Genomic DNA, 20,628 nt, shown 5'->3' on the forward strand with positions numbered 1-20,628 from the left:
CACAGATATTCTATCAGATTTTAAAAAGACTGTCGACAGTCACTTTGTCAACAGTCTGATCTTCTATAGAATCTTTAAATACTAAGGCACGTCCTTTATCTTTTAAAGCCTCAATTCCATATCCTAGTTCCTCTAACATGGCTACAGTTTGCTTTTCTAGACGACCTTTTGTCAGTGCAATTGATAAACTCATAGTTAGACCTCCTCAACATAAATAGAATCATTCAAGGAAGGTTCAAGCACTGCACTTCCCTCTTTACGTAGCTGCATTGCTTGTTTCATAGCTTCAATTTGTTTGTCTTCTGGATAATACAGCTTATATTTTTTTCTTAGTTTTACATCCACTTGATCAATTAGTGGATCGAGTTTGACACTAAAGCCACATGCAGGAAGGTCTCGACCAAATTTTTTCAATAAACAATCGTATCTTCCTCCACTCAAAACGCTCGTTCCTACACCGGAAACATACCCTTCAAAAATAATTCCAGTGTAATAATCCAGATGCGCTACTTTACCTAAATCGATTGTCACATTTTCCAAATAGCCCAATACATCCAAGGATTGAATACATTCTTTCATTGAGTCTAGGACTTGTTTTAATGAATCATCAAAACAATATGCATATGCCTTATCTAAAATTTTTACATCGCCACAAAGGAACGGTAAATGCATAAAGAAATCCACGATTTTTTCACTTAAATACAATGAATCTAAATACACTTTTAAATCAACCATACTCTTTTTATCAATCAAATCAGCCAATGTACTAATTTCTTCCTGGCTTAAGCGAACAACTTTACATGCTGCCTGAAAAAATTGTACATTTCCAATTTCAAGAGTGTAGTTTTTAAAATTCTTCATCACCTCAAGTGCACAAGCTAAAACTTGCACGTCACTTTTAGAGTCCAAGCCAATCAATTCAATTCCACAATCAGTAACTTCACTGCGTTTACCTGCAAATTTTTGACGAACCTTAAATACATTTGAAGTATAGCGAAAACGAAATGGTGGTTTTGAATCTTTAAATTTAGATGCGCATACACGGGCAATTGGAACCGTCATATCCATTCTTAAAGTTAAAATTCTTCCATTTTCATCAAAAAACTTATACATATCTGTCGATTGAATACTTTTAAACGCATTTTCATATGTCTCATAATATTCAATTGTTGGTGTGATGATTTCTTCATATCCAAAAGAATCAAATATTTCTTCTAATGTATTTTGTAAATATTTTTTCTTTTCACACTCAGTTAAAATTGTATCTTTCATTCCCTGTGGTAATTGTATCTGTTGCATAAGAGCCTCCTAATAAACAAAAAAACTTCCGCCCAAAGGACGAAAGTTTAACTTACGTGGTTCCACCTTATTTTACTAAATCATAGCCTCAAACCTGATAACGCCAGGAATACGTTAAAAACTACTCTATTTCATCTTTACAGCTCGAAGACGTGTTCAAATAGCCTTACTCTTTCTTTGCACCAACCAGAAAGTCTCTTAAAGCAGTACCATTTTACTATTTCTTTTCATTGCTTTGAAACCAATATAGTCTTTATGAAAATATTTGTCAATATAAATTGTAAGTTTTTACATTATTTCTCCCACGAATAATAAGAGCCCCCAAAGACAAATAAATGTTCAAATGGAACAATAGAGCGAATATAGTCATTTAATCCATTTGGATTCTTTGTATCATGTACAATCGTTTTTACAAGTCGATTCTTTCCACCAACACTTTTATACATTCTCAGTTGCCAGCCATTTTCTTCTACTTCTTTTGATTCTAAATCCAAATTATTGATCGCATTTAAAATCGCATATGCACCTTCCTTAGAAATTGAGGCTTGTTGTGTTTTTAGTGCTTTGATTCCCTCTTTTGACATTACATATCTTGTTAGGTACACCCTTCCACTAGCGCTGATGGTTAAATTTTGTGCCACCTCTTCAGAGACACTCGCATAATGCCATTTGCTTAAAAGATTTCGATTTAATTTCATACATTGTAAAGTATCCGACTCTTTTAAGGATAAATAGTGAAGCAGCAATTCTTTAAATATCCCAGATTCAATTGTACTTTTTAAAAAGTTCGGTACATAGTTTTCTTTTTCAAATACATATGTAATATATGTATAAACCTCTGTTTCTGTTAAATCATGAATACTTTTATTCAATACACTATCAATATGCAGCATATATTGATCATCGTTCAACCTCTCCATTTTTAAACAATGATATACATTTAAAATAATGGGATCATAATGTTCTTTTACGCGATATCCCACATGTAAAAGATCTACACAAGCATGAATACTTTCAAGCATCGTTTCACCTACTTTGTATTTGCGACTGCCCAGTTTGCATCGACAATATAGTCCTGTTTGATATCGGATAAAAACACTTCTTCAACCTGTTTATAAACTTCTAAATGAAATGGCATAAAATGCATTTTATCACTCTTCTTTTCGTCCAGCACAATAACATAATGTGGATTTTCAAAATTTTGAATATTCCAATAATACAACCCACTCACATTATCTGCGTCTTCATATTGTGAAAGCACAAGCAGCTTATAAAGCTCCATGATACGATCATCCAAGCCACTGTCTGAAATCAAAATCTTTTCAATCCAGTCACGTTCATTATCAACAATACGAACAGTATAGTCTTCACCTACATTCGCATTTTTTAATATTGTTTTTACGGGTTCTAAATCTTTTTCTTCAGTAAATTGAATCAACAATTTCTTTTCCATATCATGATATAAAACTGGATATGGAATATGGAATTTAGCATGACAATGTGTACATTCCATATCAAATAGTTTCCCACTTAAAACCTTGTTTTTCATTTCTTTATCCAATTGAACATTTATAGATGTATATATATATGCATTAAACTTCTCATTACATTCAGGGCATACTAGTGCGATATTTTTTTCCATAAAATCCTCCTATTTATTCGCATATACATTAGGAACAAGTTCCACAAAACAATCCTCATACTCTTTTTGTAGAGCCAACTTTAGCTCTTGATTAGCCACTTCCAGCTCCGTAAAAGACATGGTATCAATTCGGGTTGTGAAATAGATAGATATCCACATTTTTCTTCCTGTTGTTGTTATATCATAAAAAACAGGGTCATACGGATAGTTATCTAGTATAGAAGCTGCAATTTCCTTAATCTTTAAAACTTCTTTTTCATCCGGACTCAATAACATCAAACTACGAAAGCTTTCTCCAATCATTTGAATAGGTTCTTTCATCATACCTAAGGCAAGCACAATAGCTACAATTTGATCAAAGTATGGAGAAATAAACGAGAGTGGTGTATGAACTAAAAAAGAAGATAAGAAAAACGCAATTGAAACACCGACACTCGAAAACACATCAATTTTCCATCCATATATTTCTACATCCACGGTAGGCGATGTTACTTTTTTATTGATTCGCATTAAAATCAATAAAATCAATGCAGAAAAACATGTTAATATCGTTTCAAACATAGAGACCTGCATATGATTTACTTCATTACCACCATTCATCATGATTTGAACATTATTCATGATTAAAGCCATCATAACTGCTATAAACATAAATCCTTTCAACAAAATCAAAATACTTTCCAATTGTGCATATCCAAATGGATGTTTTTCAGTTACTGGCTTATAGAACAAGGGAATAATATAAATAGTTAATCCAATTACAGCGAGTTCTGTCGAATCATAAACTGTATCTGCCAAAACAGACTGAGATTTAGAAAAAATTGCCATAACAAGTTCTGCCAACGCAAATAGCACACCTGACCAAAAAGAAATTCGCATTACAATTTGTTCTTGTTTCTCTTTCATTTTTTCACCTTATTTCTCGAGTATTATACCATAAGAAAAAGGAACGTTACTTATATAAACGTTCCTTTAACATATTATTGTTGATTACGAATATAATTTAAAGCTCCACCAGCCATCAGAATATCAATATCTTCCTTACTGATTGGTGCATGAACTTTGTATGTTTGATTTTTTGTGATGTTTTCAACTGTCAAATCAAAAGAGTCATATAGAGATTTCACATTTTCAATTTTTAATTCATCCATCTCGTCAATCTTATCATAATCAGATTTATCGTCAAATACGATTGGCAACAAACCAAAGTTAACTAAGTTAGCCAAATGAATACGTGCAAATGATTTTGTAAGAACAGCTTTTACACCTAAATACATTGGTGCAAGTGCTGCATGTTCTCTACTAGAGCCTTGTCCATAGTTTTCTCCTGCAACAATAATACCTCCATTATTCTCTTTACAAACTTCATCGAAGTGTGGCTTATTGTTTTCAAATACAAAAGTAGATAATTTTTCAATATTTGAACGATAAGGTAAAACCTTAGCACCTGCTGGAGCAATATCATCCGTTGTGATGTTGTCAGGTAATTTAATAACTACTTTTTTATCGATTGTCTTATCCATTGGAGTATTCACTGGCAATGGTTTGATATTAGGTCCTCGAACAATTTCAACACAATCTGGATTTTTGCTTGGAGAATAAATCAACGAATCATCAATATAGCTTTTTTCTTTCTCAAAGTTATCTTCATAATCCAATGTTGATAGATCTGTAAGAATTCCTGTGATTGCACTGGCAGCCGCAACTTCTGGTGAAACTAAGTAAATGCCTGCGCTTAATGTTCCACTACGCCCATAGAAATTACGGTTAAATGTACGTAAGCTTACAGCATCACTTTTAGGACTTTGTCCCATACCAATGCATGGACCACATGTACATTCTAGAATTCTTGCTCCACAAGCTACAAATGTTGCTAAAGTACCATTCTCAATTAATTTCATTAACACTTGTCTAGATCCAGGAGATACAACTAAACTTACATTAGAAGCAATTTTTTTACCTTTTAAAATAGCGGCTGCTTTCATTAAATCTTCATAACCTGAATTTGTACATGATCCAATCGCAACCTGATCTACCTTCATGCCTGCCATTTCTGATACTCGCTTTACAGCGTCAGGTGAGTTCGGACAAGCAACTAAAGGTACAAGTGTATTTAAATCAATTTCAACCGTTTCATCATATTGACAACCCTCATCTGCACTTAATGGAGTATAATCTTCTTCTCGTTGTTGACGCTTCAAGAATTCATGCGTTACTTCATCGCTTGGGAAAATAGATGTCGTTGCACCTAATTCCGCTCCCATATTTGTGATTGTGGCTCTTTGATATACGCTCAATTGTTTTACACCTTCGCCCGTATATTCAAAGACTTTTCCAACTCCGCCTTTTACACTTAATAACTCTAATAATTTTAAAATAATATCTTTACTTGAAACTCCATGATTCAAGCTTCCTGTTAATTTTACTTCGACTACCTTTGGACATGTTAGTCGATAGCCAATTCCTGCCATAGCTTTCGCAACATCCAATCCACCGGCTCCAATTGCGATACATCCCATAGCTGAAGATGTAGGTGTATGTGAATCCGAACCAATCAATGTCTTTCCTGGCTTAGCAAAACGTTCCAAGTGGACTTGATGACAAATTCCATTTCCTGCTTTAGAAAAATAAATACCATGCTTGCTGGCAACACTTTGAAGATATGCATGATCATCTGCATTCATAAAACCATTTTGTAAAGTATTATGATCTACATAACTTACAGATAATTCTGTTTTAACTTTCTTTACTCCCATAGCTTCAAATTGCATATAAGCCATTGTTCCTGTAGCATCCTGTGTTAAAGTCTGATCCATTTTAATTTCAATCGGTTGACCCGCTTCTAACTTCCCGTTTAATAAATGTTTTTCTAGAATCTTATATGTTAAATTTTGCATAGACAACATCCTCCGTTTCGAATTATAACAAAAAATGTAACAAAATGAAAGATTTCTGTTATAATATGAAACATATGAAAGGAGGTTTCATTTGTGAAATCACTAAAAGAGATTTATCAAGACAATGAAGAACACAACTTTATTGATCCTTCCTTATACTCAAGATATCGCGTAAAAGCTGGGCTTAGAAACGATAATGGTACAGGGGTAAAGGTCGGATTAACAAAAATTTGTGATGTTATCGGATATAAAATTATTCATGAAAAGAAATACAACATCGATGGACAATTAATTTTTAGGGGCTATCCTATCAACTATTTAGTAAATAAACAATCCAAAGAGAAAATTTGTGGATTTGAAGAAACCGCTTATTTATTGATTTTCGGTTCTTTACCTACGTCTCAACAGCTAAAAGAATTTAGAGACTATTTATTAAACTTTAAAATGGGGCCAGTTGATTTACAGTATGAAACGCCCAACATTTTAAATGCTCTTCAAATTGAAGTATTAAAACTGTACGCCAAAGATCCAAGTGCAGATACGGATGATTTAGAAGAGCGAATGATAAAAGGATTGAACATTCTAGCTTCTATTCCTCTTTTCACTTTTTCTTATGCCTGCAATAAAGTATTTAAAGCATATCCATATCCAGATCGTAGTCTAGCTGAAAATATCTTATGCATGGCCAGAGGCAATGATCAATATACATATGAAGAAGCAAAAATCATGGATACATTATTAATGGTTCATGCTGATCATGGTGGTGGAAATAACTCCACATTTGCGAATGTCGTTATTTCTAGTACAGGAACTGATATTTATTCTTGTATATCAGCTGCCATTGGTTCTTTAAAAGGACCTAAGCATGGAGGTGCCAACTGTAAAGTAACCAATATGTTTAAAGCAATATTTCATGAGGTTGGATTTACGACCGATAAAACTACATTGAAAAAGATTGCGAATCGTCTATTAGACAAAGATTTTTTTGATCACAGTGGACTTATTTATGGTATTGGTCATGCGATATACACAAAAAGTGATCCTCGCTGTCTTTTGATTCAACAACAATGCGCAACCTTGGCAAAGGCAAAAGGTCAAGAAGACATATACAATTGTATACATACTTTTGAAAAAGTTGCGGTTGAGGTGATGAAGGAAAGAAAAGGTATCGATGTTTGTGCCAATGTAGATTATTATTCAGGCTATGTATATTCTCTATTAGGTATCAAAAACGACTTATTTACCCCTTTATTTGCGATAAGTCGTACTGCAGGCTGGGTAAGTCATCATTTGGAAAACAGACAGTCAAATCGAAAACTAATTCGACCAGCTAATGTGTATGTAGGAGAAATGGAGGAAGTGGAATGACTACAATAACTGTTTTTAAAGGAGATGGCATCGGTCCTGAAATTACCGATGCTGTAATTAAAGTATTAAATGCCGCAAATGCAGATTTAGATTACGAAGTTTTTAATGTTGGGGCAAAGGTATATGATGAAACTGGAGAATATATTCCAGAAGATGCCTTTGCGTCATTTGAAAAGAATAAAATCTTGTTAAAGAGTCCAATCACAACACCAGTTGGAAAGGGATTTCGTTCTTTAAATGTAACATTACGTAACAAATATGATTTATGGGCTAATATACGTCCAGCAAAGTCAAATCCATGTATTCCTACTCGATTTGATAATGTAGATATTGTCACTTTTAGAGAAAATACAGAAGATCTTTATGTTGGTAAAGAAGAACAAGTTGATGAAAATACAGTGTATGCTTATAAAATCATCACAAAAAAAGCAAGCACAAGAATTATCAGAGCTGCCTTTGAATATTGTGTAAAACATAATCGTAAGAAATTAACTTGTGTGCATAAAGCGAATATTCTAAAAATGAGCGATGGTTTATTTCTTCATATTTTTGAAGATATTGCCAAGGAATATCCTCAAATTGAAGCAAACTCATTAATCGTAGATAACACTTGTATGCAATTGGTCATGCGTCCAGAACAATTTGATGTTATGGTAATGCCAAATCTATATGGTGATATTGTCTCAGATCTAACAAGCGGTTTGATTGGTGGCTTAGGACTACTTCCAAGCTGCAATAAGGGAGATGATTATGCAATGTATGAAGCTGTTCATGGAAGTGCTCCAGATATTGCTGGTAAACACATCGCAAATCCTAGTGCATTGCTTTTATCGGCTTGTATGATGTTAGACGATCTACATCAAGAAGATGTTTCAAACAAAATACGAAATGCTTTAAATAAAACATTTGATGAACATACAGTATTAACACCTGATCTTGGTGGAAATGCGACTACCGATGCATTTACTGATGAAATCATCAAAAATTTATAAAAGAAAAGACGAAGCTCTTAGTCTTCGTCTTCATCCTCGTCAGCCAATAATGGTTGGCGATTTTTTAATGTTAAAATATATGTTCCATCTTTTGGATATGCACTTTTGTCTTTTTGATCACTTAAGATTTCCAATTCACATGGATATCCTTCATTTTCAAGAATCTGCAAAAGATTATCCTTACCAATTTTTTTAGTAATGGCACGTCCACATGCACAGTTACCATATTGATCAAGGCATTGTTTAACCCACACAGGAATTTTTGAAGTTGCCATTGTATCCTCCTTGATTAAAAGTATTCGCAATGTATATCATATGCAAAACACCTTTAAAAATCAAGCAGATTCCTTATTAACCTTCTAAAACGGCAATAATGTTTGGATAATAAGTAAAACGATCATCTACAAACTGTAAAGCTTGATTAGCGATTTGTTTTGCCTTATCCTTGTCAACACCTTCATAAATAGAAGCATAACGATAATAAATATAATCTTTAATTTGATTTTCTCTTAAGATATATCCATAATCCGCATCACCTAATCCATAATCACCGTGTAAGATGTATAAATCAGCCACATCCATCATAATACGATTTCTATATGTGTTGTGTAAATCTTCTAATTGCGATAATACAGCATAAATGAAGTGTTCATAATAATCCACATCTTCATATTTCCATGTTTTTAATACACTATACGCAAGATCCATAAATTCTTCTACGAATTTTTCAACATCAATACCAATTTCCTCATCTAATTTCTTTGAATCATGAATATCCTTGTGCTGAGCAATCATCAACACTTTACGCATTGTATCAAATTGAGATTTATATTCTTCTCCATCTGCTACTACATCCGTATATTTATAATTTAAAGCATGGTCTACATCTGCTTGTAAGTCTTCTGCTTTTTGAGGCTTGATATCTGCAGTTGCATACACTTTCGATACTAAAACTTCAACTAAATCTTCATCATAGCCATCTTCTTCAAATTTAAATTTACCTTTTATTTGATATTTATTGACTAAATCCTGTGCCACTGATTTTACATCTGGATTTAAAACCAATTGTTGAATAATTGAATCACGAGTCACATCCATTGACATTGCCTTTGCCAAATCAAAGCATGTATCTACTGATAACTTAGCGTATTGTTCTTCCTTTGTCATTTTCTTAGTTGTAGCCTTCTTAGTAGTTGTCTTTTTAACTGTTGTTTTCTTAGCAGCTGCTTTTTTAGCTGGTGCTTTTTTTGTTGCAGTCTTTTTAGCTGGTGCTTTCTTTTCTTCAGCAGTTTTTTCCTCTGCTTTCTTTGCAGCTGTCTTTTTAGCTGGAGCTTTCTTTACTTCAACCTTCTTTTCTTCAGCTGGCTTTTCTTCTACTTTCTTTGCAGTTGTCTTTTTAGCTGGTGCTTTCTTTTCTTCAGCTGGTTTTTCTTCTACTTTCTTTGTAGCTGTCTTTTTAGCTGGAGCTTTTTTTTCTTCAACTGGCTTTTCTCCTACTTTCTTTGTAGCTGTCTTTTTAGCTGGAGCTTTCTTTTCTTCAACTGGCTTTTCTTCTACTTTCTTTGTAGCTGTCTTTTTAGCTGGAGCTTTCTTTTCTTCAACTGGCTTTGCTTCTACTTTCTTTGTTGCAGTTTTTTTAGCTGAAGCTTCTTTTACTTCAACCTTCTTTTCTTCAACTTTTTTAACTGGAGCAACTACTTTTTTATCTGTAACTTTTTTTGTCGTTTTTGCTGGCATACGAAACCTCCCTTAAACGTGCTTTCTATAAAGGTATTATAACACTGAATGTTAATATTCCAAAATTTGTATATACAAAAAGATATATTTGATTCATCACAATTCGTTTAGAATAGTGTATACTACTGAATATAAAATAAAATTAAAATAAGGAGGATAACTTATGCAGACACCACCTGAATTTAGGTCAAAAACCTATGTCCCAGTACACAATAAAATTCTAACCACAATTGGTATCGTTCTCATTTCGGGAGTTGTTGGTTTTGGCTCTGGTTTTGCGGGAAGTCAATTATCTAACAAAGCCAATGTCACTATTCAGCAACAGACCACAAAATCGAATAAAGGTACAATTCAAGTATCAGATGTATCTGACATTGTTGAAAAATGTAAGGATAGCGTTGTTGAAATTACCACAGAATCTGTATCAAGTGGAAATTCCATATTTGGTCAATATGTCTCTCAAGGTGCAGGAAGTGGAGTTATTATCAGCACAGATGGATATATTGTCACAAACAATCATGTCGTAAGTGATGCAACAAGACTTAAAGTCACTACAACCGATGGATCAGAATATGATGCAAATATCGTAGGTAAAGATTCTCAAACAGATTTAGCCGTAATAAAAATTGATGCCGATAACTTACAAGCTGCTACATTTGGAGATAGTGATATTCTACAAGTAGGAGATCCTGCTATCGCAATTGGCAATCCCCTAGGTGAACTTGGTGGAACAGTTACAACAGGCATTATTTCAGCTACTGATCGACAAATTACTATTGATAACGAAACCATGACACTTCTACAAACAGATGCAGCCATTAATCCAGGAAACTCTGGTGGTGGATTATTTAATGCAGATGGTAATTTAATCGGCATTGTGAACGCAAAAGAAAGCTCTACAGGAATTGAGGGTTTAGGATTCGCAATTCCCATCACACCTGCAAAAGATGTCATCACAGAGCTAATGCAAAATGGAAGTGTAACATCTAGACCCGCTTTAAATGTAAGCTTATATGATTATACTTCTAATAATCAAAGTTCTAATTCTAAATATGAGGATGGTTGCTACATCGTGCAGGTTGTTAAAAATGGTGCTGCTGATAAGGCCGGACTTAAACAAAATGATCGTATCATAAATTTTGATGGACAGAAAATCCAAACAACTAGTGATGTTAAAGGAATCTTAAAAAAGCATAAAATTGGCGATACTGTGAAAATGGTTGTCGAAAGAAATTCCAAAGAAATCACGGTTGAAATTACACTACAAGCACAAACTCAGTCAAATTAAGCCAGTGAACACTGGCTTTTTAGTTTAAACTAACCTATAATAGTAATATAAAAATAAGAAAGAGGTTTAAGTTTATGTCTGAAAAAATTAAAAAAAGAAAAATCATGCTGGTAGGTACTGGATTTGTCGGTATGAGTTTTGCCTATTCTATGCTTTCAGAAAAGGGAATCGATGAACTTGTTTTGGTCGATGTAAATGAAGACAAAGCAAGAGGAGAACAAATGGACCTAAATGATGGTCTAGTTTATGCAGACACTAAAATGAAAATTAGTGCCGGTACATACGCAGATGCTGCCGATACTAACATCGTTGTCTTAACAGCTGGTGCTGCCCAAAAACCAGGACAAACTCGTCTTGATCTAGTTAAGATCAACGCCAATATCACAAAGGGCGTTTGTAAAGCATTAAAGGAAAATAATTTTAATGGTATCTTAGTTGTCGCAAATAACCCTGTAGACATCATGACTTATGTAGCTTGGAAGGAAAGTGGATTACCTAAAAACCACGTTATTGGTTCAGGTACTGTATTAGATACAGCTCGTTTACGTCATGCATTAAGCGAAAGATTAGGATTTGCCGACAGCAATATCCACGCATATATCATGGGTGAGCACGGAGATTCAAGTTTCGTTCCTTGGATTCATTCATATATTGGATGTAAAAATTTACTAGAATACTTAGATGAAAATAATATTTCTTTAAGTGAATTACAAGAAATCTACATTGATGTACGTGACAAAGCTTATAAAATCATCGAATTAAAACGTGCTACTTATTATGGTATTGGTTTAGCATTAAAACGTATCGTTTCATGTATTTTAAATAATGAACGAGCAATCCTTCCAGTATCTGCATATCAAAGTGGAGAATATGGTAAAGAAGGATACTTTATTGGTACACCAAGTGTTGTAGGATCAAATGGTGTTGAACAAGTTGTTTGTTTACACTTAAATGAAAATGATCAGCAAAGATTCGATCATTCATTTGACACATTAAAAAGTACAATCGAAGAAAATTTACAAGATATCCTATAAAAAACAAAACCTGGCTAAAGCTTAGTCAGGTTTTTCATTTCTTCATCAATATTATCTAATAAAAGAACTTTATCAAATAAAGTCAAACAAGGCTTATTTGAATCGGAATAATAAATCAAATCATCATGATAATGTCCACTAAACCAGATTTTATATTCTGTCTTCTTTTCTATCGTTTCTAAACAATCATGCAAATCATAATAATCATCTCCATACAGACTCATATCCGTTTCATATTTATGAGCTAATGGATGTGAAGAATATATATCATGTGACAATATATAATCAACTTCCCAATTATTTTTCTCTAATGTTTCAAATGCATGTTTAGCTTCTTCAATCGTACAAATTTCATCTTTCCACCAATTTTTATGTTCTGTACGATAAGCAACATCGTGTGAAAATCCTCCACCCATCGTAAAGAATTTATAACCATCGATATTAAACACTTCTCCTCGCATCAAATGAAATATTTTCGAGCGAATACGATGTACTTTCCCACCCTTATACTCTTCAACAGGATATGTATTTAATACATCAAAATTCTCATGATTTCCATCCACAAACAACGTATTCCATGGAAGTGAATCTAACCATTTTAACCAAAAATTATCTCCTGTACTACCATCATAAACACAACCAAAATCGCCACATATAATAACATAATCATTTTCCGTTAAAGTATTTCCAACAGTAAACTCTCTCGGATTAATTTTATGAATATCTTGCTCTCTATGAATATCGCCAGTTATATAAATCATCTGTCTTCCTCCAGCATAATTCAATATTATAGCACACACGTTCAAAAGTTAACAATCTAACGATGATTGTAATTAATGTAAATTGTGAAAATATCAATTTACATTTTGTTACATTTTTATTGACATATTTTTCATTTTGTTTTATTATACAACCACAAATATTCAAAGCTATGAACAAGACACGACTTTAAGCAAGCCCGGTTTAAGAGAGTATCAAAATTGGTGAAATGATAACAACGGCCCTTAGAGCTATCACTTGTGAGCCAATCATTTGAACTTATAGTAAGATGATTCGTCCTTCGCGTTAAGAAGTTCTAAGTGGCAACAACGATGTTGCAAACTAAGTGGTACCGCGGAATAGTATTAGATTTCGTCTTAGATAGACGAAGTCTTTTTTTTATTATTTGAATATTTGGATAGAAAGTTTTAAGGGAGGAAAGTTATTTATGAATGGTCTATTATTATTAGCTATCGCTGCTGCATTATTGCTTACGGCTTACTTAGTTTATGGACGCTATTTAGTTAAAACATGGGGGATTGATCCAAAAGCTAAGACACCCGCTTATGAAAAGGAAGATGGAGTTGATTATGTTCCAAGTAATAAATGGGAAGTATTTGGACACCAATTCTCATCAATTGCTGGAGCTGGTCCAGTCACAGGTCCAGTACTTGCAATGGTATTTGGATGGTTACCTGCATTTTTATGGGTAATGGTCGGAGGAATCTTCTTCGGTGCCGTACAAGATTTTGGGGCTCTATACGCATCTGTTAAATCCCACGGTAAATCAATGGGACAAATCATAGAAACATACATTGGTAAAACAGGACGTAAATTATTCTTCTTATTCTGCTGGTTATTTACATTATTAGTTATTGCTGCATTTGCCGACATGGTTGCAGGATCATTAAACGGATACAACGCTGCCGGTGCACAATCATTACCAAGTGGAGCTGCTAGTTCAATTACAATTCTATATGTATTTGTTGCTATCGCATTTGGTTTCTTCTTAAAGAAAACAGGACTTTCTGGATGGAAACAAGCTGTTCTAGGTATTGCATTAATCGTTGCAATGTTAGCATTAGGAATCGCATTCCCTGTTTACTTCACTAAACAAACATGGGTATATCTAGTATTCGTTTATATCTTCTTTGCAAGTGTTACACCTATCTGGGTATTAAAACAACCACGTGACTATTTGACTACATTCTTATTCATCGGAATGATCGTTGCTGCAGTTGTTGGTGTATTCGTATCAAACCCTACAATCACATCACCTGCATTCACTGGATTTAAATCTGCAACTGGAAGCTATATCTTCCCTACATTATTCGTTACTGTAGCTTGTGGTGCTGTTAGTGGATTCCACTCACTTGTATCTAGTGAAACAAGTTCTAAACAAATCCGCAATGAAAGCGATATGTTACAAGTTGGATACGGAAGTATGTTACTTGAATCTTTATTAGCTGTTTTGGTAATCGTAGTTGTTGGATCTTTAACTAGCTTAGCTAGCAAAGGTGTATTAAATGAAACATTATCTTCAATGGCATTTGCTGATACTGCAACACCATTCATCAAATTCTCAGTTGGTGTTACTGGATTGATTTCACAATTTGGATTCCCTCAAGAATGGGGTCTATGCATCATGACAATGTTCGTTTCTGCTTTAGCATTAACATCATTAGATGCTGTTGCACGTATCGGACGTTTATCATTCCAAGAATTATTTGAAGTAAATGAAGATGCTGAAACAAATATCGTTGTTCGCTTCTTAACAAACAAATATGTAGCTACCCTAATCACTTTAGCTGGTGGTTACCTATTAAGCTTAGGTGGATACTTAAATATCTGGCCATTATTCGGCAGTGCTAACCAATTATTAGCAGCTATGGTATTAGTTTCATTATCTGTATTCTTAAAAGTTACAGGACGTAAAGGATACATGTTATATGTACCAATGATTATGATGTTAGTTGTTACAATGACAAGCTTAGGAATGTCAGTATACAACATCTGCTTAAAATTATTCGTAACTGGTGGATTCGCATTTATGACAGACGGATTACAATTATTCTTCGCTGTTCTACTAATGGCATTAGGATTGATGATCTTCATTGGTTCTGGAAAGAAATTGGTTCAACCTGTTGAAAAGGCAAAGCTTCAAGAACAAGAACAAAACGCATAAAACAATCAAGACCGCATCAAGCGGTCTTTTCTTTCACTTATATAATTTTTTTAACAGAGATCCAATTCAATGTAAATGTAAAGCCACTATGCAGTATACCTATACATACAATCCTTTAGTGAACTCAAAGAATGACAGAACATATAGAAAAAGATGCATTGATGAAATGATTCGAATGTATAAAAGAAGAATATAACCAATAAGAGTTCTATCCTAAACAAGGCTATTTATAAAATAGTCTGTTTTGTCATGCCAACAAAATTCAAAATCCAGATAATCAAATCATTTTTTCCAAATTCATCTTCTCCAAAACCAATTTCTTAATATATAAAAACTAATCAATTTAAGCCAAAAATAAAAGGATCAGTTTTCACTGACCCTTATTCAACACCAATAATAAATGAGTAAACAGGTTGATTCCCTTCATGGATTTCAACTTCTGCATCACTGTTATCTTCGATATAAGCAGCAATTTCTTCAGCCTGTTCTTCAGTTGCTGTATCACCATAAATCAAAGTAACAAGTTCGCTATCTTCGTCTAACATTTTATCCAACAATTTTTTTGTTGCTTCCATGCAATCTGGACACGATACGCAAATATCTTTTCCAAAAATACCCATATATTCATCTTTTTTGATTTCAAGACCATCATATGTTGTATCTTTAATCGCATAAGTCACTTCACCAGATTTAACATTTTCGATAGCTTCATTCATTTCAGCTAAATTATCTTCCAATTCAACATCTGGATTAAACATAACACAAGCACTTAATCCTTGTGGAATTGTTTTACTTGGTAGTACATGAATATCTTGATCTGAGCATACCTGCGCAGCCTGACTAGCAGCTAAAACAATATTTGAGTTGTTCGGCAAAATGAAAATATGATCTGCATTCAACTTTTCAACAGCTGAAACAAAATCTTCTGTACTAGGATTCATTGTTTGTCCACCACCAACAACAATATCAGCTCTAAGTTCAGTGAACATCTTTTTAATTCCATCTCCAGGAGCTACGGTAATAATGGCATATTTCTTGTGTTCTGCCATTTTTTCCTCTTCTTCTTTTTCAATAATATTGTCATGCTGTTCCTGCATGTTTTCAACTTTCAATTTAATAAAACGACCCTGACGACGTCCCATCTTAATAGCTGTAAATGGTTCTAATGTATGAACATGTACTTTGACTAAATCTTCATCTTGTACACAAACAATCGAATTACCAATTGTTGCTAATTCATCTTTAAAGCTTGCTTCAGAAAAATGACGAATACCATTTTCAGATAATTTCAATATAAATTCTGTACAGAATCCATACTCTTCTTCTCCACCCTCTACTTTAGCTTGTGCACTTTCACCAGCTGCTTTCGCACCTTCAAGTTGAACTGGATGTCCTTCCATAGCTGCTAAAAAGCCTTCTAAAATCACACAAAGGCCTTTTCCACCACTATCAACAACACCAACTTCTGCAAGTACCGGTAATAATTCTGGTGTTCTTTGTAAAGAAGCATTGGCTTCATCAACCATCTTCTTCATGACATCCATACAATCCGTAACTTCTTCTGTCGTAGTATATGCATATGTATAGTCTGCTGCTTCACGAACTACAGTTAAAATTGTTCCTTCAACTGGACGCATAACAGCACGATAAGCTACACGACTTCCATTAACTAAAGCATGTGCTAATTGAGCTGCATCCATATCATCTAAATCTTCAACAGCTTGATAGATTCCTCTGAAAATCTGTGAAGTAATAACACCAGAGTTACCACGTGCTCCCATTAATAAACCACGAGATAATGTTTTCGCAATATCCTTTACTGAATCCGAATTTGTTTTAAGTGCTTCCTTTACACCATTAGATACTGTTAAATGCATATTCGTACCTGTATCACCATCCGGTACAGGGAAAACATTCAATGCATCAATTTCAGCAGAATGATTTGATAAATTATTCATTCCCGATTCAAGCATCTGTTTAAATAATACACCATTAATTCTTTCCATCTCTTAACCCCTACTTAATCGCACGAACACCTTGAACATAAATGTTTACAGCGTTACATTTTACTTCCAAAGTTTTCTCTAAAACATATTTAACACGCTTCTGTGCCTCATAGACAACTTCACTCAATTTAATTCCTTGTAATGCAATAATATAAAGATTCAAAACTAAACCCGTTTCATCTTGTGTTACAACGACACCACGAGCATAGTTTTCTTTTTTTAATAATTCTGCCCAGCCATCCTTTAATGTTTTCTGACTAGCCATACCTACAATACCGTAACATTCAGTAATTGCACCACCTGCTAAATTGGCAATCGCATCTAATGAAATCTCGATATTTCCGTACTCTGTTGATTTATTAATAGGCATAATAAAACCTCCTGTTTTTATTAATTATACTCTAGTTAAAATATAAACACAAATCCTAATATGCTTCTACAAAGCTTTGTGATTGGTCATCCCAATAATAATATGTGCCATTTTCATCCATATAATATCCTGTATTTGGATCATAATATAGGCCTAAATTCTCATCATATTCCAGACCTGCATAAGGATCATCGTATGTATCTTCAGGCTCTGTTTGTGATGGCTGCTCTTCTTGTATCTGCGTTTCTTGTTGGCTATCTTCAGTCGTTTCCTTCTTTTCCGATGTATCCTCTTTTTTCTCTGCTTTTTTCTCCACTTTTTTCTTTTGATTCAAATCATCACAATTCACTTTTTCAATTGTCGAATGCGTCGAATCCAAAACAAGGCATACAGACTGTCCCTTTAATTTTGTTAAAACACTCTGATATTTAGAAAGCATCTTGATACTTTTTAAATTCGTATACACAACATTTCCATCTTGCATCGTGATCTTAAACATATTTTTGTCATAACTTGTTTTATAAGGAACAATCTCCGCAAATTTTTCTATTAAATTCCGTGTTAAAACCTTCCGATGTTTTTGAAATTGTTCACACAATAGCTTACGTTGCTTTGCACTAAAGTTAGACAACAGAGGAAAATGCACAATTGTATTCAAATATTGCTCTTCAATTTCGATAGAAGTTCCATCTTGGCACAATACGTAGTTTTTATCCTTCTTGACATAATAGCCTATAATCAATTTTTCCTGCAATTCGAAAGTTAACTTACGATTTTTCTTAGAAACCTTACAAGATTGAACAAAAGGCATTTTTTCCACTCTTTTTTCTAATATAATTGAAGGCATTAAATAAATACGTGTTTTTGTACTCACATTTGCCAAATCATAAACTTCACTATCTGACAAATAATAATTATTTTTACATGTTAAAACCTTGACATGGGAATCCGTAGAAAAGTAATACACAAAAGCACTAACAAAAAACATCAAAACAATACTACAGATAATAGTTTGTTTTATTGTTAGTTCTATTCTTTTTTTTACCAATAGAACTGCTCTACTTCCGTTACCATGTCAATATTGTATTCTTTTTTTGCTCTTAGCTTAATTTCATGAATTAAATCACGAACATCCTGCGCTGTAGCTGTCATATCATCATTCACAATAAAATTACAGTGCTTCTCACTGACCATTGCACCACCAATTTTATAGCCTCGTAGACCTAAATTTTCAATTAATTTCCATGCTGGAATTTCTTCTGGATTTCTGAATACACTTCCTGCACATGGTTTATCCAATGGTTGTGCACTCATTCTTCTTTCACGTCTAGAATTCATCAAATCACGAATATCACTTTGATTTCCTTTATCTAATCTAAAACGTCCTACTAAAATTGTCCAATCTTTGTGTGATTGGAAAATTGAATGGCGATATGCATAATCCAATTCATCCTTTTTCATCCAACAAATTGTATTATCCTTCAATACACATACATCAATTAGATGATTGGCGATATTATCCTTATAGGCACCCGCATTCATGTAAAGACATCCACCAATTGATCCTGGAATTCCACTCGCCCATTCCAAACCAGTTAATGATCTTTTCATAGCTTCTGTAGCCATATTTATAATAGAACATCCCGCTTGTGCAACTAATACTCCATCTGGTTCAAAATAGAAGTCATTCAAGGTACGATCTAAATTAATGATTGCACCGTGAAAATCTGTGTCTGAACACAAGATATTAGATCCTCGACCAAGTACATAATATGGAATATTTTCCTGTGCAAGTATTTCTAGTACACACATCAAAGCTGTACAATTTTTAGGATATATATAATAATCTACGCATCCACCAATTCTAAAAGTAGAATGTTTTTTCATAGATTCATGTTCTAAAACTTCTGCATACGTCATTAAACGATCCTTAATGCTCATATTAGTTCCCCTTTTTACATATATTTTTCAATAAATCTATAATATCATATGCTGCATTCGGTTTACCCATCTGCAAAGCATGTTCATGTGTTTGTTCATAAACAATAGGATTTGCGTATAGAGAAACAATTTGCCCCTGCAAAGTTTCCGCATTTAAATCCTTCTCTTCAATAATACGACAAGCCTGTTGCCTTAAAAGCATGCTCGCATTATAAAACTGGTGATTATTTGCCACATACGGACTTGGAATCACAATGGAAGGAATACCCAAAGCGGTTACCTCAGCAAGCGTTGTTGCCCCAGCACGACAAACCATACCATCAACATGTCCATATATACGTAACGTATCTACATATGGAACAACATGAATGTTCTTTTGGTTTTCAAATAAATTCAAATCTTGAGAATTATCTTTTCCACATACATACAAGAATTGTAAATTGTCATCAACACCCTTTAAAGCACTCTTCATTAATTCATTTACTGAACTTGAGCCTAAAGACCCCATGACAATAAGGATTGTCTTTTTTTCTAAATCCAATCCTAATGATTTAAAATATTCTTCATCAAATTTAGCTTCTTTCGCAATTGTTGCTCTTGGATTTCCCAACATATGAATTTTGTCTTTTGGAAAAACCTCATTACATTTCTCATAACAAGTTACAATCGCATCGACTTTTTTCATTACAAGCTGATTTGCCTTGCCCACAATTGAGTTTTGTTCATGAATTACCGTATGAATTCCCAATGCATGTGCTGCCATAATAACAGGAGCACTCACATATCCTCCAAATCCAATCACAACGTCTGGCTTAAATTCTTTTAAGTATTTTTTTGCCTGTACTTGTGCCTTTAACATCTGACAAACAGCCATACATTTTTTTAATGCATTTCCCACTAATCCCGATGTATGTAAAGATTTGAACGCATATCCATTTTGAGGAATCAAATCCTTTTCCATACGATCATCATTTCCAATAAATAATATTTCCGTTGAAGAATCAAGCTCCATCATTTTATCCGCTAATGCTAAAGCAGGATAAATATGTCCTCCTGTTCCCCCTGTAACAAAACAAATTTTCATATTAAAAACCTCACAAAGTATAACAT

At 33.7% G+C, this 20,628-nt stretch carries 19 protein-coding genes and 2 other annotated features; of the genes, 5 read left to right on the top strand and 14 right to left on the bottom strand.

Annotation, left to right across the window (positions count from 1 at the left end; all coding sequences use genetic code 11):
* Positions 1-13 precede the first annotated feature (13 nt).
* The 6 genes from DWY01_RS08595 to DWY01_RS08620 form a co-directional block, all read right to left on the bottom strand.
* Positions 14-193, bottom strand: coding sequence for a hypothetical protein (locus tag DWY01_RS08595; protein ID WP_243001995.1), 180 nt, complete (start codon positions 191-193; stop codon positions 14-16).
* A gap of 2 nt (positions 194-195) precedes the next feature.
* Positions 196-1,299, bottom strand: a complete 1,104-nt coding sequence (hisZ, locus tag DWY01_RS08600; RefSeq protein ID WP_117995734.1) for an ATP phosphoribosyltransferase regulatory subunit — start codon at positions 1,297-1,299, stop codon at positions 196-198.
* Positions 1,300-1,331: 32 nt separating this feature from the next.
* Positions 1,332-1,539 (bottom strand) — a binding site (T-box leader).
* 53 nt (positions 1,540-1,592) lie between these two features.
* Positions 1,593-2,321 carry a hypothetical protein gene (locus tag DWY01_RS08605; RefSeq protein WP_117995735.1) on the bottom strand — a complete coding sequence of 243 codons (729 nt, stop codon included), beginning with the start codon at positions 2,319-2,321 and terminating at the stop codon, positions 1,593-1,595.
* A gap of 8 nt (positions 2,322-2,329) precedes the next feature.
* The gene (locus tag DWY01_RS08610; protein WP_117995736.1) at positions 2,330-2,941 is read right to left on the bottom strand and encodes a CpXC domain-containing protein; all 612 of its coding nucleotides are present in this window, start codon (positions 2,939-2,941) and stop codon (positions 2,330-2,332) included.
* Between the two features lie 9 nt (positions 2,942-2,950).
* Complete coding sequence (locus DWY01_RS08615) at positions 2,951-3,847, bottom strand: cation transporter (RefSeq protein ID WP_117995737.1); 897 nt, start codon at positions 3,845-3,847, stop codon at positions 2,951-2,953.
* Between the two features lie 74 nt (positions 3,848-3,921).
* Positions 3,922-5,838: an aconitate hydratase gene (locus DWY01_RS08620; RefSeq protein ID WP_117995738.1), complete on the bottom strand. Its 1,917-nt coding sequence runs from the start codon at positions 5,836-5,838 to the stop codon at positions 3,922-3,924.
* A gap of 93 nt (positions 5,839-5,931) precedes the next feature.
* Between DWY01_RS08620 and DWY01_RS08625 the strand changes: the two genes are divergently transcribed.
* Positions 5,932-7,206 (top strand): citrate synthase, encoded by a 1,275-nt coding sequence (locus tag DWY01_RS08625; RefSeq protein WP_117995739.1) that lies wholly within the window; start codon positions 5,932-5,934, stop codon positions 7,204-7,206.
* Positions 7,203-8,198 carry an isocitrate/isopropylmalate dehydrogenase family protein gene (locus DWY01_RS08630; RefSeq protein ID WP_117995740.1) on the top strand — a complete coding sequence of 332 codons (996 nt, stop codon included), beginning with the start codon at positions 7,203-7,205 and terminating at the stop codon, positions 8,196-8,198. The genes DWY01_RS08625 and DWY01_RS08630 overlap by 4 nt, the downstream gene beginning before the upstream one ends.
* 17 nt (positions 8,199-8,215) lie before the next feature.
* Here the strand turns inward: DWY01_RS08630 and DWY01_RS08635 are convergent, their stop codons facing one another.
* Both DWY01_RS08635 and DWY01_RS11670 read right to left on the bottom strand, forming a co-directional pair.
* Positions 8,216-8,473, bottom strand: a complete 258-nt coding sequence (locus tag DWY01_RS08635) for a hypothetical protein (RefSeq protein WP_117995741.1) — start codon at positions 8,471-8,473, stop codon at positions 8,216-8,218.
* A 76-nt stretch (positions 8,474-8,549) separates the two neighbouring features.
* Complete coding sequence (locus tag DWY01_RS11670; protein ID WP_199519935.1) at positions 8,550-9,935, bottom strand: neurofilament protein; 1,386 nt, start codon at positions 9,933-9,935, stop codon at positions 8,550-8,552.
* 163 nt (positions 9,936-10,098) lie between these two features.
* Here DWY01_RS11670 and DWY01_RS08645 point away from each other — a divergent pair, with 163 nt between their 5' ends.
* A complete protein-coding gene (locus tag DWY01_RS08645; protein ID WP_117995742.1) occupies positions 10,099-11,223 on the top strand; it encodes a S1C family serine protease in 1,125 nt (374 codons plus the stop codon).
* A gap of 74 nt (positions 11,224-11,297) precedes the next feature.
* Entirely contained in the window at positions 11,298-12,257 is a 960-nt protein-coding gene (locus tag DWY01_RS08650; protein ID WP_117995743.1) for an L-lactate dehydrogenase, read from the top strand.
* A gap of 14 nt (positions 12,258-12,271) precedes the next feature.
* Here the strand turns inward: DWY01_RS08650 and DWY01_RS08655 are convergent, their stop codons facing one another.
* Entirely contained in the window at positions 12,272-13,018 is a 747-nt protein-coding gene (locus tag DWY01_RS08655; protein ID WP_117995744.1) for a metallophosphoesterase, read from the bottom strand.
* Between the two features lie 161 nt (positions 13,019-13,179).
* Positions 13,180-13,399: a binding site (T-box leader), on the top strand.
* A 65-nt stretch (positions 13,400-13,464) separates the two neighbouring features.
* On the opposite strand from DWY01_RS08655, the gene DWY01_RS08660 reads away from it, so the two are divergent.
* Positions 13,465-15,201, top strand: a complete 1,737-nt coding sequence (locus tag DWY01_RS08660; protein ID WP_117995745.1) for a carbon starvation protein A — start codon at positions 13,465-13,467, stop codon at positions 15,199-15,201.
* Between the two features lie 380 nt (positions 15,202-15,581).
* On the opposite strand, the gene DWY01_RS08665 is transcribed toward DWY01_RS08660, so the two are convergent.
* Genes DWY01_RS08665 through murG form a run of 5 tightly spaced genes read right to left on the bottom strand, consistent with a single transcriptional unit; the run spans position 15,582 to position 20,602 of the window.
* Complete coding sequence (locus tag DWY01_RS08665; protein WP_117995746.1) at positions 15,582-17,207, bottom strand: DAK2 domain-containing protein; 1,626 nt, start codon at positions 17,205-17,207, stop codon at positions 15,582-15,584.
* Positions 17,208-17,217: 10 nt separating this feature from the next.
* Entirely contained in the window at positions 17,218-17,577 is a 360-nt protein-coding gene (locus DWY01_RS08670) for an Asp23/Gls24 family envelope stress response protein (RefSeq protein ID WP_117995747.1), read from the bottom strand.
* Between the two features lie 55 nt (positions 17,578-17,632).
* Positions 17,633-18,625 (bottom strand): OCRE domain-containing protein, encoded by a 993-nt coding sequence (locus DWY01_RS08675; protein WP_117995748.1) that lies wholly within the window; start codon positions 18,623-18,625, stop codon positions 17,633-17,635.
* Positions 18,619-19,518 carry a UDP-N-acetylmuramate dehydrogenase gene (murB, locus tag DWY01_RS08680; protein WP_117995749.1) on the bottom strand — a complete coding sequence of 300 codons (900 nt, stop codon included), beginning with the start codon at positions 19,516-19,518 and terminating at the stop codon, positions 18,619-18,621. The genes DWY01_RS08675 and murB overlap by 7 nt, the downstream gene beginning before the upstream one ends.
* 1 nt (position 19,519) lies before the next feature.
* Complete coding sequence (gene murG, locus DWY01_RS08685; RefSeq protein WP_117995750.1) at positions 19,520-20,602, bottom strand: undecaprenyldiphospho-muramoylpentapeptide beta-N-acetylglucosaminyltransferase; 1,083 nt, start codon at positions 20,600-20,602, stop codon at positions 19,520-19,522.
* Positions 20,603-20,628: the final 26 nt, after the last annotated feature.

Source organism: Eubacterium sp. AF22-8LB (assembly GCF_003458715.1).
Taxonomy (GTDB): domain Bacteria; phylum Bacillota_I; class Bacilli_A; order Erysipelotrichales; family Erysipelotrichaceae; genus Holdemanella.